Origin of the sequence: Chitiniphilus shinanonensis DSM 23277 (genome assembly GCF_000374805.1) — a bacterium.
Taxonomy (GTDB): domain Bacteria; phylum Pseudomonadota; class Gammaproteobacteria; order Burkholderiales; family Chitinibacteraceae; genus Chitiniphilus; species Chitiniphilus shinanonensis.
Window position 1 is genome coordinate 229,766 of sequence record NZ_KB895336.1, and the last position, 14,641, is coordinate 244,406.

At 66.1% G+C, this 14,641-nt stretch carries 15 protein-coding genes; 11 read left to right on the forward strand and 4 right to left on the reverse strand.

The window, feature by feature from the left end:
* Positions 1-279: 279 nt before the first annotated feature.
* Positions 280-1,932 carry a chitinase gene (locus tag C556_RS22110; RefSeq protein ID WP_018747091.1) on the forward strand — a complete coding sequence of 551 codons (1,653 nt, stop codon included), beginning with the start codon at positions 280-282 and terminating at the stop codon, positions 1,930-1,932.
* A 63-nt stretch (positions 1,933-1,995) separates the two neighbouring features.
* On the opposite strand, the gene C556_RS0104785 is transcribed toward C556_RS22110, so the two are convergent.
* Positions 1,996-3,018 (reverse strand): porin, encoded by a 1,023-nt coding sequence (locus C556_RS0104785; RefSeq protein ID WP_018747092.1) that lies wholly within the window; start codon positions 3,016-3,018, stop codon positions 1,996-1,998.
* A 339-nt stretch (positions 3,019-3,357) separates the two neighbouring features.
* Between C556_RS0104785 and C556_RS0104795 the strand changes: the two genes are divergently transcribed.
* Complete coding sequence (locus C556_RS0104795) at positions 3,358-4,125, forward strand: ParA family protein (RefSeq protein ID WP_018747093.1); 768 nt, start codon at positions 3,358-3,360, stop codon at positions 4,123-4,125.
* 274 nt (positions 4,126-4,399) lie between these two features.
* The gene (locus C556_RS0104800) at positions 4,400-5,302 is read left to right on the forward strand and encodes a response regulator (RefSeq protein ID WP_018747094.1); all 903 of its coding nucleotides are present in this window, start codon (positions 4,400-4,402) and stop codon (positions 5,300-5,302) included.
* An 87-nt stretch (positions 5,303-5,389) separates the two neighbouring features.
* Here the strand turns inward: C556_RS0104800 and hisC are convergent, their stop codons facing one another.
* The 3 genes from hisC to C556_RS0104815 form a co-directional block, all read right to left on the reverse strand.
* Entirely contained in the window at positions 5,390-6,448 is a 1,059-nt protein-coding gene (gene hisC, locus C556_RS0104805) for a histidinol-phosphate transaminase (RefSeq protein WP_018747095.1), read from the reverse strand.
* A 240-nt stretch (positions 6,449-6,688) separates the two neighbouring features.
* A complete protein-coding gene (locus C556_RS0104810) occupies positions 6,689-7,402 on the reverse strand; it encodes an SAM-dependent methyltransferase (protein WP_018747096.1) in 714 nt (237 codons plus the stop codon).
* The gene (locus C556_RS0104815; RefSeq protein WP_040430375.1) at positions 7,399-7,995 is read right to left on the reverse strand and encodes a Maf family protein; all 597 of its coding nucleotides are present in this window, start codon (positions 7,993-7,995) and stop codon (positions 7,399-7,401) included. The genes C556_RS0104810 and C556_RS0104815 overlap by 4 nt, the downstream gene beginning before the upstream one ends.
* A 93-nt stretch (positions 7,996-8,088) precedes the next feature.
* Between C556_RS0104815 and C556_RS0104820 the strand changes: the two genes are divergently transcribed.
* The 8 genes from C556_RS0104820 (at position 8,089) to fabF (ending at position 14,634) form a co-directional block, all read left to right on the forward strand.
* On the forward strand, positions 8,089-8,583 hold the full coding sequence (locus C556_RS0104820; RefSeq protein ID WP_018747098.1) for a YceD family protein: 495 nt from the start codon (positions 8,089-8,091) through the stop codon (positions 8,581-8,583).
* 32 nt (positions 8,584-8,615) lie between these two features.
* A complete protein-coding gene (gene rpmF / locus C556_RS0104825) occupies positions 8,616-8,795 on the forward strand; it encodes a 50S ribosomal protein L32 (protein ID WP_018747099.1) in 180 nt (59 codons plus the stop codon).
* Between the two features lie 107 nt (positions 8,796-8,902).
* Positions 8,903-9,940: a phosphate acyltransferase PlsX gene (gene plsX, locus C556_RS0104830; RefSeq protein ID WP_018747100.1), complete on the forward strand. Its 1,038-nt coding sequence runs from the start codon at positions 8,903-8,905 to the stop codon at positions 9,938-9,940.
* A 38-nt stretch (positions 9,941-9,978) separates the two neighbouring features.
* Positions 9,979-10,935 (forward strand): beta-ketoacyl-ACP synthase III, encoded by a 957-nt coding sequence (locus C556_RS0104835; protein WP_018747101.1) that lies wholly within the window; start codon positions 9,979-9,981, stop codon positions 10,933-10,935.
* 128 nt (positions 10,936-11,063) lie between these two features.
* Positions 11,064-11,990, forward strand: coding sequence for an ACP S-malonyltransferase (gene fabD, locus C556_RS0104840; protein ID WP_018747102.1), 927 nt, complete (start codon positions 11,064-11,066; stop codon positions 11,988-11,990).
* Between the two features lie 57 nt (positions 11,991-12,047).
* Positions 12,048-12,791 carry a 3-oxoacyl-ACP reductase FabG gene (gene fabG / locus C556_RS0104845; RefSeq protein ID WP_026262817.1) on the forward strand — a complete coding sequence of 248 codons (744 nt, stop codon included), beginning with the start codon at positions 12,048-12,050 and terminating at the stop codon, positions 12,789-12,791.
* A 156-nt stretch (positions 12,792-12,947) separates the two neighbouring features.
* A complete protein-coding gene (gene acpP, locus C556_RS0104850; RefSeq protein WP_018747104.1) occupies positions 12,948-13,187 on the forward strand; it encodes an acyl carrier protein in 240 nt (79 codons plus the stop codon).
* Between the two features lie 205 nt (positions 13,188-13,392).
* Positions 13,393-14,634 (forward strand): beta-ketoacyl-ACP synthase II, encoded by a 1,242-nt coding sequence (gene fabF, locus C556_RS0104855; protein ID WP_018747105.1) that lies wholly within the window; start codon positions 13,393-13,395, stop codon positions 14,632-14,634.
* Positions 14,635-14,641: the final 7 nt, after the last annotated feature.

Genomic DNA, 14,641 nt, shown 5'->3' on the forward strand with positions numbered 1-14,641 from the left:
ACGGCCGGCGATACCGCCGTCTGGCGGGAAGCAACGGCAAGTGGGGTGTGCAGGGCTAAACACCAGCCTGCAACGGCGCGGGCTCCAGCGGGGGAGGCGAAGAAAATCCTAATTTAATGAATCACTTGATGGTTGACGCTGCTGCCCGCGGGGAACTAAACAAGCGCCTGAACGCCGGGTGCGCATCGCGGGTTTTGCGGTGCATGCATCGGGCGTCGGCGCGTACCGGCGCACGAGCGCTCCGGGCGCTCCAGACAAAAAATCAGGATGGAGACGAGTATGAAACTGCAAGCGAGTACCCGCCGGCGTGCCGGCGGGCTGGTGGCGGCGTTGTCGGTGGTGTTCGCCCTGGGCGGCGCCGCGTTGCCGGTCAGCGCCTTTGCCGCGCCCACCTGGCAGGAAGGCAGCACCTATAACGCCGGCACCGTGGTGACCTACAACGGTCACGACTATCAGGCCCTGGTGACCCACACCGCCTACGTCGGCGCCAACTGGAACCCGGCCTCCACGCCCACGCTGTGGAAGGACCTGGGCGCCACCACCGGCACCACGCCGACGCCGACCCCCGTTCCCACCCCGACGCCTACGCCGAATGTCACGCCGACCCCGAACGTGACCCCGACGCCGGTGGTGACGCCGACGCCGACCGCGACCTGCTACCAGGCGTGGAACTCCGGCACCGCCTATACCGGCGGCGCGCGCGTGACCTACAACGGCGTGAACTACGAAGCCAAGTGGTGGACGCAGGGCGACAACCCGGCGCAATCCGGCGAATGGGGCGTGTGGAAGAACCTGGGTAACTGCGGCAGCACCACGCCGACCCCGGTGGTCACCCCGACCCCGACGCCGGTGGTGACGCCGACGCCGACCCCGGTCGTGACCCCCACGCCGACCCCGGTCGTCACGCCGACGCCGACTCCGGTGGTCACCCCGACCCCGACGCCGGTGATCCCCACCCCGACGCCGACCGCGCCGCCGCCCAGCAAGCACGCGCTGGTGGGCTACTGGCACAACTTCACCAACCCGTCGGGCGTGACCTTCCCGATCAGCCAGGTGAGCGACGACTGGGACGTGATCGTCCTGGCGTTCGGCGACAACGCCGGCGCCGGCAACGTGGCGTTCAACCTCGACCCGAACGCGGGCAGCGAGGCGCAGTTCATCGCCGACATCGCGGCCAAGCGCGCCAAGGGCAAGAAGGTGGTGCTGTCGCTGGGCGGTCAGGATGGCTCGGTGACGCTGAACAGCGCGTCCGACGTGACCAACTTCGTCAACAGCCTGTACGGCATCATCACCAAGTACGGCCTGGACGGTATCGACCTCGACCTGGAAAGCGGCAGCGGCGTTTCGCTGGGCGCGCCGATCATCAACAACCTGGTCACGGCGGTGAAGCAGCTGAAGGCCAAGGTCGGCTCCAACTTCTACCTGTCGATGGCGCCGGAACACCCGTACGTGCAGGGCGGCTACATCTCCTACGGCAGCATCTGGGGCGCCTACCTGCCGATCATCGACGGCCTGCGCGACGACCTGAACGTGATCCACGTGCAGTACTACAACAACGGCGGCTTCACCTACACCGACGGCCGTACCTTGAACGAAGGCACGGTGGACGCGCTGGTCGGCGGCAGCCTGATGCTGATCGAGGGCTTCAAGACCAACTACGGCACGGGCTGGGAGTTCAAGGGCCTGCGTCCGGACCAGGTGGCGTTCGGCGTGCCGTCGGGCAACCAGTCGGCCGGTCGTGGCTTCGTCACCGCCGCCACGGTCAAGAACGCGCTCACTTGCCTGACCCAGCTGGTGGGTTGCGATACGGTGAAGCCCAAGCAGGCCTATCCGACCTATCGTGGTGTGATGACCTGGTCGATCAACTGGGACAAGCACGACGGCTACAACTTCTCCAAGCCGGCCGCCGCGGCGTTGAAGGCGCTGCCCTGATCCACTAGGGCACACAAGGAAAAACGGCGCCGCAAGGCGCCGTTTTTTTTGGGCTGGGACCGATCAGAAATTGGTCTTCAGGCCGGCCATCAGGCGGCTGGTGTCCTCGCCCGGCGCACCCATGTAGTCGAAGGTGTCGTTGGTCGGACCATACGCCGCATTGGCTTCGTTCATCACATAGCGGCCTTCCAGGTACGCGATCGACTGCTTGGACAGGCTGTAGTTGTAACGCGCTGCCACAGCCTGCGCGCCGCTGTCGGATACGTCGCCGCGATCGCCCAGCTGCATGTAGGTCAGGTAGGCGCCGTGCTTGCCGGCGGTGTAGCTGCCCTGGGCGAACCACAGGTCCTGATCGACCTTGCTGCCGCCGCTCGGGGTGTATTCCATCGACTTGTAGCCGCCGTTCACGCCCAGACCGTTCTGGAAGTTGTAGCCGGCTCCGACATACCAGTTCTGGCTGTCGAACTCGGCGACGTTGCCGACGCTCTCGTCGTCGGTGCCGTCGGCACCCTTGCGTTGCTGGTACGCGCCATCGACGAACAGGCCAGCGTTGGCGTAGCGCGCGGCCACGTCATAGCCATAGTGGCCGCTGGTGCCTTCGTCCAGGTCGTACAGGGCGGAGAAGTTGAAGCCGCCGAAGTTCGGGCTGTCGTAGCGGATGCCGCTGCCCGGACGCACGTTCTGGCCCAGGCCGTATTCCGACACCAGGAACTTGGCGCCGGTGTCGGCGTAGCGGGCGTCCAGCATGTCGTACAGCGGCGACTTCATCTTGCCCAGGCGCACGGTACCGATCTGGTCCTCGTAGCCGATCCACGCTTCCTTGCCGCCGAAGCGCGCCCGGTCGTCGTTGGCGGTGTAGTTGGTCACGCCTTGTTCCAGGCGCCACTTCACCTTGCCGCCGCCGTCGAGCCGGTCGCTGCCGCCGATGCCGATGGTCACGTCGTAATCGGCGCGGCCTTGGTTATCGCCGCCCAGGTCGTTGATGCTGACGCCACCGTCGAACGAACCGTCGATATAGACTTCGGCGTGGGCGACGCCGGTGCCCAGCAGGAGGGCTACGGCCAGGGGAGTGAGCTTGAGCTTCATAGGAAATGTCTCCTTTGCATTTGCATCTGACGGCGGGACGCCAGTCATCGACGGCAAGTCTACGGAGGGCAATCCATTCGGTGAGTGGGCAAGTTACCTGGGAAAATCGTTATTTTTTGGTGAACTTGCTGTCATCTGCACGCATCGTATGCTTTCGGAATAGGCTTCGCGCGCGTGCTATAGTCAGCACCACTTAGACCGGCTAACAAAACCCTCCTGACCTGCGTCGCGCTCATTTGCCGTACGACTTGTACTGTCTGCGTTTCGCGCTTCTTGCCAAGACCGCTTTGCTGGGTTTTATTAACCGCTCTTACTGCACTGCAACACGAGGACATCGGCATGCGGCGACGGGTGGTTTTCAATCAGAAGGGCGGGGTGGGCAAATCCACCATCGTGGTCAATCTCGCCGCGGCGGCCGCGCAGGCGGGGCGGCGGGTGCTGGTGGTGGATCTCGATCCGCAGGGCAACGCCAGCCACTATCTGCTGGGCGATGCGGCGAACCAGGCGGTCCCGGCGCTGGACGCCTTTTTCGACCAGACACTGAATTTCAGCCTCTATGCCAAACCGGTGGCGGCCTTCGTGCATGCCACGCCGCACCAGGGACTGTCGCTGATTCCGTCGCATCCGGGCATCGCCGAGCAGCAATCCAAGCTGGAAGCGCGCTACAAGATCTACAAACTGCGCGAATCGCTCGCCGAACTGGAGGACGACTTCGACGAGGTGTGGATCGACACTCCGCCGGCGCTCAACTTCTTCACCCTGTCCGCCCTGATCGCCGCCGACGGCTGCCTGATCCCCTTCGACTGCGACACCTTCTCGCGCGATGCGCTGTTGTCGCTGATGGCGCGGGTGGAGGAGATCCGCGTCGACCACAATCCCAACCTGGCGGTGGAAGGTATCGTGGTCAACCAGTTCCAGCCGCGCGCCAGCCTGCCGACCCGGCTGGTCGAGGCGCTGAAGGAGCAGGGCCTGCCGGTGCTGCCGACCTATCTTTCCAGCTCGGTGAAGGTGCGCGAATCGCACGAGCGCGCCACGCCGCTGGTGTGGCTCGACCCGCGACACAAGCTGGCCGGCGAATTCCGCGCGCTGTATCAGGCGCTGCCTTAGGGCGTGTCATCAATTGCTTCGCGGCAGCGCTGCGGGTTCGGCGCATTTCGGGCGCCACGCGGTGTCGCTGGCCGCTTGCGGTATTCATACCGCGGCGCGACCAGCTCCTGGCGCGGCATCCCGAACTGCACCGAACGCTGTCGCGACACCATTGATGACACGCCCTAGCCCCAGGGCGGTATCGGGGGCGGCCCGCCAGTGCTTGAAAGCGGTTTTCAGCGCGCGTGGCGGGGCGGTATAGTGGCCGGCGGGTAAGCCTGCGAGGAAAAAAACGATGGGGAGTGAGGCGCCGAAAGGCCGGGTCCTGGTTGTCGACGACGAGCCGTTCAACCTGGAGATCCTGTCCGAGCACTTGCAGGATGCCGGCTACGAAGTGGTGTCGGCCGAGGATGGCGAGGCCGCGTGGCATGTGCTGACCACCGACCGCCGCTTCGACACCATCCTGCTCGACCGGATGATGCCGCGCATGGACGGCATGGCGCTGCTGGGCCGCCTGAAGCAGCAGCCCGAACTGGCCGATGTGCCGGTCATCATGCAGACCGCCGTCGGCGCCGCCGAGAACGTGCGCGAAGGACTGGCGGCTGGCGCCTACTACTACCTGATCAAACCGTTCCAGCGCGACATGCTGCTGGCCATCGTCGCCGCGGCGGTCAGCTCCAGCAAGGAGCGGCGCCAGCTCGAAGCGCAGATCACCGAGCACGTCAGCGGCTACCAACTGCTGCACCAGGGCACCTTCCGCTTCCGCACCCTGGTCGAAGCGCGCCAGCTCACCCTGCTGCTGTCGCAGACCTGCCCCGACCCGCGCCGCGTGGCGCTGGGCTTGTCCGAACTGCTGGTCAACGCCGTCGAGCACGGCAACCTGGGCATCAGCTATGCCGAGAAGACCCGCCTGCTGCAACAGGGGCGCTGGCAGGAGGAAGTGGAAGCCCGCCTGCTGGAGCCGGGGTTCGCGTCGCGCACGGTCAGCGCCGAGTTCCTGCGCGAGGATGGCGCCGTGTGTTTCACCATCCGCGACGAGGGCGAGGGCTTCGACTGGAAGCCGTTCCTCGAATTCGCGCCCGAGCGCGCGTTCGATCCGCACGGCCGCGGCATCTCGATGGCGCGCATGCTGTCGTTCGATTCGGTGGAATACCAGGGGCGCGGCAATCTGGTGGTGGCGCGGGTGAAGACCCGTTAGGGCAAAAGACTGCTTCCAGATGGCGCGCTTGGCGCGCTGAAACAGAAACGGCCACCTTCCCGGTGGCCGTTTCTGTTGGAGGCGACGTTACGCCAAGATTTCGCTCAACGCCTTCACCAGCGCCTCGCACTCGGCATCGGTGCCGATGCTGATGCGCAGGAACTGATCGATACGCGGCAGCTTGAAGTGGCGCACGATGATGGCGCGCTGGCGCAGGGCGGCGGCCAGCTCGCCGGCGTCGCGCTGCGGGTGGCGGGCGAACACGAAGTTGGCGGCCGACGGCAGCACGTCGAACCCCAGTTCCTTCAGATCCTCCACCAGCCACTCGCGGCTGGCGATCACCTTGGCGCGTGCCTCCTGGAAGTAGGCTTCGTCCTCGAACGCGGCGATGGCGCCCAGTTGCGCCGGGCGATCCAGCGGGTAGGAGTTGAAGCTGTTCTTCACCCGCTCCAGCGCCTCGATCAGTTCGGGATGGCCGACGGCGAAGCCGACGCGCAGGCCGGCCAGCGAGCGCGACTTGGACAGCGTCTGCACCACCAGCAGGTTGGGATGGCGCCGCACCAGTGCGATGGCGCTGTCGCCGCCGAAGTCGATGTACGCCTCGTCGATCACCACCACCCGGTCGTGCAGCCGGTTCAGCAGCGCCTCGATGTCCGCCAGGCCCAGCAGGCGCCCGGTGGGCGCGTTGGGGTTGGGGAAGATCACCGCGCCGGCGCCATCGTCGTAATCGTTCAGGTCGATGCGATACGCCTCGTCCACCGGCACCGCGCGGTAATCGATGTCGTACAGGCCGCAGTACACCGGATAGAAGCTGTAGCTGATGTCCGGGAAACAGAGCGGCCGGTCGTGTTTGAGCAGCGCCAGGAACGCGTGGGCCAGCACCTCGTCCGAGCCGTTGCCGACGAAGACATGCGCCGGGGTCAGGTCGTGGTAGCGGGCAATGGTGGCCTTGAGGTCATCGGCATTGGCATCGGGGTACAGCCGCAAATGGTCGGACGCGGCATCCTTCAGCGCGGCCAACACCTTGGGCGATGGCCCGTACGGGTTCTCGTTGGTGTTGAGCTTGACCAGATTGGTGATCTTGGGTTGCTCGCCCGGCACATACGGGGTCAGGCGGGCGACGACGGGACTCCAGAATTTGCTCATGGTGGCTCTTGGGCTGGGATGCGCGCCGGGGATCGGCGCGGCGTTTTAGGGCGGCTAACAAGACCTCCTGGCCGCGTCGCGCGGGGGCGCCGAGCCTTGCTTGCCGTACTGCACGTACTGTGTGCGACCGAAGGAAGTCCGGTTTACCGCCGTTCAGGACGTTTCGCGCTTCTTGCCAGGACCGCTTTGCGGGGTTTTGTCAGCCGCTCATATCTTAATGGCATCGCGGCCGCTTGCCGGTTACGCGGCGTACAGCACGAACACGGTCGGGCGCTTGTTCAGCGCGGGGCGCTCGCTGTTCTTCCACTGCGCCACGCTGCGGGTGGCGATCCACTCGCCGGCGGTGGTCAGGTCGCAGGCCACCGTCAATTGCGTGTTCGGTCGGCAGGCGGCCAGCAGCGCGGCGAACAGCGCCTCGTTGCGATACGGCGTTTCGATGAACAGTTCGGCCTGCTGCTGCTTGAACGACTCCTGCTCCAGGCGGCGGATCGCTTCGGCGCGCGCCGGCTCCTGGGCGGGCAGATAGCCGTTGAAGCGGAACTTCTGGCCGTTGGCGCCGGCGGCCATCAACGCCAGCAGGATCGACGACGGCCCCACCAGCGGCGCGACCCGGATGCCGCGCGCATGCGCCAGCCGCACCAGGTTGGCGCCGGGGTCGGCCACGCCGGGGCAGCCGGCCTCGCTCATCAGGCCCACGTCGTGGCCGGCCAGCAACGGGGCCAGCAGCGCGGCCAGCTCGGCCTCGCGGGTGTGTTCGTTCAGTTCGCCCATCCACAGCGAGCGCAGTTCGTGCGGGGTGCCGAACGCCTTGAGCACGGCGCGAGCGGTCTTGGCGTTCTCGACCACGAAGTGCGTCAGCTCGCGTGCGCGTTGCAATACGTCGGCGGGCAGGATGGCGTCGAGCCGGTCGCCGCCCAGCGGCACCGGGATCAGGTAGAGGGTGCCGGTGCTCATAGCAGCGCCACGCCTTCGGTGCGCAGCATGTCGCACAGCGCGATCAGCGGCAGGCCCACGATGGCCGACGGGTCGCGGTTTTCCAGCGCGGCGATCATCACCGTGCCCAGGCCCTCGGTCTTGGCGCTGCCGGCGCAGTTGTACGGTTGTTCGCGGCGCAGGTAGGACTCGATCTCGGCATCGCTGTAATCGCGCATGGTCACGCTGCTGACATCGACGTGGGTGTGGGTGACGCCGCTGGCGCTGTTGTGCAGCGCCACCGCGGTATGGAAGTCGATGCGTCGGCCACGCATCGCGCGCAATTGCGTCACCGCGCGCTCGTGATCGCCGGGCTTGCCCAGCTGTACGCCGTCGAGCAGCGCCACCTGGTCGGAGCCGATCAGCAGTGCGGCAGGGTGGCGCGATGCCAGCGCACGCGCCTTGGCGACGGCCAGGCGCAGGCTGGTGGCGGCAGCGTCCTCGCCGGGTAGCGGCGTCTCGTCGACCTCGGGCGCGGCGACCTCGAACGGCAGCCCCAGGCGGGCGAGCAATTCACGGCGATAGGGCGAGGTGGAGGCCAGCACCAGCCCGACTGAAACAGCTTGTTTTTGCATGGAAAATCGACTGGAAGGACGGTAGAGAAAGGCTTTGACACGCTTTGCGGCGGGATTGTATCATGCGCGGTTTCCGCTTCGTCCGACCAGGGTATGACCGTTCTCCACAGCGCTGAATTTGCCAAGGAAAAACAGTCGCTCGCGGGCGAAGTCGAGGTCGGCGCGTTGACCCGCCTGCACGATCAGCTGGCTGATCGGAATGGCCGGCTGACGTGGCGCCTGGCAGGGAGCATCGACCGCCTGCAACGCCCGGTATTGCACCTGGATGTTTCCGGCGAGCTGCACCTGGTCTGCCAGCGTTGCCTGCAACCGATGACCTGGCCGGTGGCGGTGAAGACCGAGCTGACCCAGTTCTCCGACGAGGCCACGCTGGACGAGGCCGAAGAGCAGGACGAAGACCTGGAAGGCATGCTGGTCGATCCCGCGCTGGATATCGACGCGCTGGTGGAAGAAGAAGTATTGCTGGCCGTTCCCTTCGCGCCCAGGCACGACGCCTGCGAGGGAACGTCCGGGACGGCCGACAAGGCCGACAAACCGAATCCGTTTGCAGTCCTGGCGACTTTGAAAACCAGGAAAGCGGAAGACTAACTCATCGATACTGGTTTTCAAGGAGCTTCATCATGGCAGTTCAACAGAACAAAAAGTCCCCGTCCAAGCGCGGCATGCATCGCGCCCACGACTTCCTGACCGCTCCGGCCCTGGCCGTCGAGCCGACCACCGGTGAAGCGCACCTGCGTCACCACATCAGCCCGAATGGCTACTATCGCGGCCGTCGCGTGATCAAGGCCAAGGGCGAGTAATTCCGCCCGGCTGTAAATAGCCTTTATAACCATATGGTTATGAAAACGGCGCAAGTGGGAGATCCCCCTTGCGCCGTTCGCCATTCTGGACAATACCCAGGAAACTCATGGATATCACCGTAGCAGTGGACGCCATGGGCGGTGACCACGGCACCCATGTCACCGTCCCCGCAGTGCTGCGCTTTCTGGACGATCACCCCGAAGTCGACGTGGTGCTGGTCGGCCTGCCGGACGCCATCGAGGCCGAGTTGAAGGCCCGCCGTCGCCAGGTGGGTCCGCGCCTGCGCATCCACGCCGCCTCCGAGGTGGTCAGCATGGACGAGGCGCCGCAGTCGGCGCTGAAGAACAAGAAAGATTCGTCGATGCGCGTGGCGATCAACCTGGTCAAGAACGGCGAAGCCCATGCCTGCGTGTCCGCCGGCAATACCGGCGCGCTGATGGCCACCGCGCGCTTCGTGCTCAAGACCATCCGCGGCATCGAGCGCCCGGCCATCGCCAAGATGCTGCCGACGCGCGCCGGCGGCGAGACCTGCGTGCTCGACCTGGGCGCCAACGTCGATTGCACGCCGGAGCACCTGCTGCAATTCGCCATCATGGGTTCGGCGCTGTATTCGGCGGTGAAGCAGAAGCCGCAGCCCAGCGTCGGTCTGCTGAACGTCGGCGAAGAGGAAATGAAGGGCAACGGCCTGGTGAAGGAATCGGCCGAATTGCTGCGCGCCAGCCAACTCAATTTCGTCGGCAACGTCGAGGGCGACGACCTGTTCAGCGGCGCAGTGGACGTGGTGGCCTGCGACGGCTTTTCCGGCAACGTGGCGCTGAAGTCGTCCGAAGGGCTGGCCAAGATGCTGTCGGACTTCCTGCGCGAGGAATTCGTGCGCAACTGGTGGACCAAGCTGATCGCCGGTCTGGCCTACCCGGTGCTGCGCCGCTTCAAGAAGCGGGTCGATCCGCGGCGGTACAATGGCGCATCGCTTCTGGGGCTGAACGGTATCGTGGTAAAAAGCCACGGCGGCGCCGACCGCATGGCGTTCTACTGGGCGCTCAAGCAGGCCGAGCAGGAAGCGCGTGCCGGCGTGGCCCAGCGCATCGCCGATCAGGTGCAGCAGCAGCTCGCCGTGGCGGGAAGCCCGGCCTCCGCCGGCTGAGCCGGTCCGCCCCCACCTATCTCTCAAGAGAGGCAGTCATGTATTCCCGCATCGCCGGCACCGGCTCCTACCTGCCCGAAAAGATCGTCACCAACGACGACCTGGCCCGGACCATCGACACCAGCGACGAATGGATCGTCGCCCGCACCGGCATCCGCCAGCGCCACGTCGCCGCCGAGGAGCAGCGTACTTCCGACCTGGCCGTGGTCGCGGTCGAGCGCGCGCTGGAGGCGGCCGGCGTCGCCAAGGAAGAGATCGACCTCCTGATCGTCGCCACCACCACGCCGGACAACGTCTTTCCGTCCACCGCGTGCGTGCTCCAGGACAAACTGGGCCTGCACGGCTTTCCCGCGTTCGACGTGCAGGCGGTCTGCGCCGGCTTCATCTATGCGCTGGCCACCGCCGACAAGTTCGTCAAGACCGGCGCCGCCAAGTGCGCGGTGGTGGTGGGCGCGGAAGTGGTGTCCAACCTGGTGAACTGGCAGGACCGCGGCACCTGCATCCTGTTCGGCGACGGTGCCGGCGCCGTGGTGCTCCAGCCTTCCGAGGAAACCGGCATCCTGGAAACCCGCCTGCATGCCGACGGCCGCTACCGCCATATCCTGAAGAGCGATGCCCGCATCCGCCAGGGCGGCCTGGACGGCACGCCGTGGCTGTACATGGAAGGCAACGCCGTATTCAAGTTCGCCGTGCGTGCGCTGGCCGACGTGGCCGAGGAAACCCTGGCCGCGGCCGGGCTCGACAAGAGTCAGGTCGACTGGCTGGTGCCGCACCAGGCCAATCTGCGCATCATCGAATCCACCGCCAAGCATCTGGGCCTGCCGATGGAGCAGGTGGTGGTGACGGTCGACCGCCACGGCAATACCTCGGCCGCCTCGATTCCGCTGGCGCTCGACGAAGGCGTGCGCTCCGGCCGCATCCAGCGTGGCCACAAGCTGATGCTGGAAGGGATCGGCGGCGGCTTCGCCTGGGGCGGGGTCCTGCTGGCCTACTGATGACCCGATACGGCGCAGCAATGCGCCGTTTGCATTTTCAAACGCCCGTTTCAGTCTGGGGCGGCGGCGCGGCCGCCGAATGATCGACCGGCCCGCCGGCGAACCCCGCATTGTCGATAGGAGTTTTCATGTCTCTCGCATTCGTCTTTCCCGGCCAGGGTTCGCAGTCGGTCGGCATGCTTGCCGGCTTTGCCGACGCCGCGGTGGTCAAGGCCACCTTCGACGAGGCCTCGGCCGCGCTGAACCAGGATCTGTGGCAACTGGTGACCGAAGGCCCGGCCGAAGCGCTCAACGCCACCGTCAACACCCAGCCGGCCATGCTGGCCGCCGGGGTGGCGGTGTGGCGCGCCTGGCTCGCCGCCGGTGGCGCCAAGCCGGCGCTGCTGGCCGGACACAGCCTGGGCGAATACAGCGCGCTGGTCGCGGCCGAAGTGCTCGGTTTCGCCGACGCCGTGCAACTGGTGCGTCTGCGCGCCGAGGCGATGCAGAGCGCCGTGCCGGAAGGCGAGGGCGCAATGGCCGCCGTGCTGGGCCTGTCCGATGCCGACGTGGTCGCCGCCTGTGCCGAAGCGGCACAGGGCGACGTGGTGCAGGCGGTGAACTTCAATTCGCCGGGCCAGATCGTCATCGCCGGTGCCAAGGCTGCGGTCGAGCGCGCCTGCGAGGCGGCCAAGGCGCGCGGCGCCAAGCGCGCGCTGCTGTTGCCGGTATCGGTGCCGTCGCACTGCGACCTGATGCGCCCGGCCGCCGATGCGCTGCTCGCCCGGCTGGATCAGATCACGCTGAACGCGCCCAACATCCCGGTGCTGCACAACGCCGACGTCGCCAGCTACCAGGATCCGGCACAGATCAAGGACGCGCTGGCGCGCCAGCTCTACCAGCCGGTGCGCTGGGTGGAGACGGTGCAGGCGATGGCCGCCCAGGGCGCGACGGTGTTCGCCGAATGCGGCCCCGGCAAGGTGCTGGTGGGCCTGGACAAGCGCATCGCCAGCGATGCGCAGCACGTGGCGCTGACCGATGCCGCCGCGTTCGATGCGCTGAAGGCGCTGCTGTAACCAACCAGGCCGTGGGGCAGGCATCCCGCGGCCATCTCGACTGGAAGAGGAACGACGATGAGTCTTGAAGGAAAGGTGGCGCTGGTGACCGGCGCTTCTCGGGGGATCGGTCAGGCGATCGCGCTGGAGCTGGCCGCGCAGGGCGCGACCGTGATCGGCACCGCCACCAGCGAAGCCGGCGCGCAGGCGATCTCGGCTTACCTGGCCGCAGCCGGTGGCAAGGGCGCCGGCCTGCCGCTGAACGTGACCGACGAGGGCGCCTGCGAGGCGATCATCGCCGATATCGAGAAGGCGCACGGCCCGATCGCCATCCTGGTCAACAACGCTGGCATCACCCGCGACAACCTGCTGATGCGGATGAAGGACGAGGAATGGGACGCCATCATGGACACCAATCTGCGTCCGGTCTACAAACTCTCCAAGGCGGTGTTGCGTGGCATGATGAAAGCCCGCTGGGGTCGTATCATCAACATCGCGTCGGTGGTCGGTGCCACCGGCAATCCGGGACAGACCAACTATTCGGCAGCCAAGGCGGCACTGTTTGGCTTTACCAAATCGCTGGCCCGCGAAATCGGCAGCCGCGGCGTGACCGTCAACGCGGTGGCACCGGGTTTCATCGATACCGACATGACCCGGGGCCTGCCCGAGGAGCAGAAGGCCGCGCTGGTGCAGAACATCGCGCTGGGGCGCCTGGGCGAGCCCAAGGAAATCGCCGATGCCGTGGGTTTCCTGGCTTCGGACCGCGCCGCCTACATCACGGGGCAGACCCTGCACGTGAATGGCGGCATGTATATGAATTGATGTGACATTGGCGCCGGACGTGATCGGCGCCTGCTGTGAAACCGACCGCGTTGCGCAGGATCAGACGAACGGTGGGCCCGACTTGGCGACCCGCTTTTTTTTGGTACAATGCCGACGCTTTTTTCTGAATACATCCAAAAGGCTTGGGTTACATCCATGGAAAACATCGAACAGCGCGTGAAGAAAATCGTTGCCGAGCAGCTTGGCGTGCCGGAAACCGACGTCAAGAACGAGTCGTCCTTCGTGAACGACCTCGGTGCGGATTCTCTCGACACCGTTGAACTCGTGATGGCCCTCGAAGAAGAATTCGAGTGCGAGATTCCGGACGAAGAAGCCGAAAAGATCACTACTGTCCAGCAAGCGATCGACTACGTCAGCGCTCACCTGAACAAGTAATTCTTCCGCGCTATCGCCTGCCGCCCCGTCGTGGGCGGCCCGGAGCGGCTACGGTGCGCTCGTTGGGATTGTTGGGCTGTCGGGGGCTGGTCCCCTATGCTCGCGCGTGCGCGAGGCCCGATTCCCGATGAGCCCCGTGGGCCGCTCTTCTTCCATCTGGCTTCAACGCCGCTTCCGCCACGGAACCGGCACCTAGGAGACCCCCATGTCCAGACGCAGAGTCGTCGTCACCGGCCTGGGCCATGTAGCGCCCATCGGCAACGATGTGGCGACCGGCTGGGCCAACCTGCTGGCCGGCAAGTCGGGCATCGACCGCATCACGCGCTTCGATGCCTCCGACCTGGCTTGCCAGATCGCAGGTGAAGTCCGCGATTTCGACATCACCCAATACATCTCGGCCAAGGAAGCGCGCCGGATGGACCTGTTCATCCATTTCGGCGTCGCCGCGGGCCTGCAGGCCATCGCCGATGCCGGCCTGGACGACGTGGCCAACCTGGACAAGACCCGCGTCGGCGTCAACATCGGCTCCGGCATCGGCGGCCTGCCGCTGATCGAGGAAACCGACGGCGACCTGCGCGCCGGCGGCCCGCGCAAGATCGGTCCGTTCTTCATCCCCGGTTCGCTGATCAACCTGATCTCCGGCCACGTGTCGATCCTCAAGGGCTACCAGGGTCCCACCTACGGCATCGTGTCCGCCTGCACCACCGGTGCGCACAGCATCGGCGACGCCAGCCGCATCATCCAGTACGGCGATGCCGACGTGATGGTCGCCGGCGGTGCCGAGGGCGCGATCTCGCGCCTGGGCATCGGTGGTTTCGCCGCGATGAAGGCGCTGTCCACCCGTAACGACGACCCGGCCACCGCCAGTCGTCCGTGGGACAAGGGCCGCGACGGCTTCGTGATGGGCGAGGGCGCCGGCGTGGTGGTGCTGGAGGAATACGAGCACGCCAAGGCGCGTGGCGCACGTATCTATGCCGAGTTGATCGGTTTCGGCATGAGCTCGGATGCCCACCACATCACCGCGCCCAACGCCGAAGGCCCGGCGCGCGGCGTGGTCAATGCGCTGCGCGACGCCGGCATCAACGCCGACGAAGTCGACTACGTGAACGCCCACGGCACGTCCACCCCGCTGGGTGACGCCAACGAGACCAACGCACTGAAGATCGCGTTCGGCGATCACGCCCGCAAGCTGGTGGTGAACTCCACCAAGTCGATGACCGGGCACCTGCTCGGTGGTGCCGGTGGCGTCGAGGCGGTGTATTCGATCCTGGCGCTGCATCACCAGATCTCGCCTCCCACCATCAACCTGTTCGAACAGGACGTGGAAGGCGGTTGCGATCTGGATTACGTGGCCAACACGGCCCGCGAGATGCCGATCCGGGTGGCGATCTCCAACTCGTTCGGCTTTGGCGGCACCAACGGCACGCTGGTCTTCAAGCGCGCCTGATCCGTCA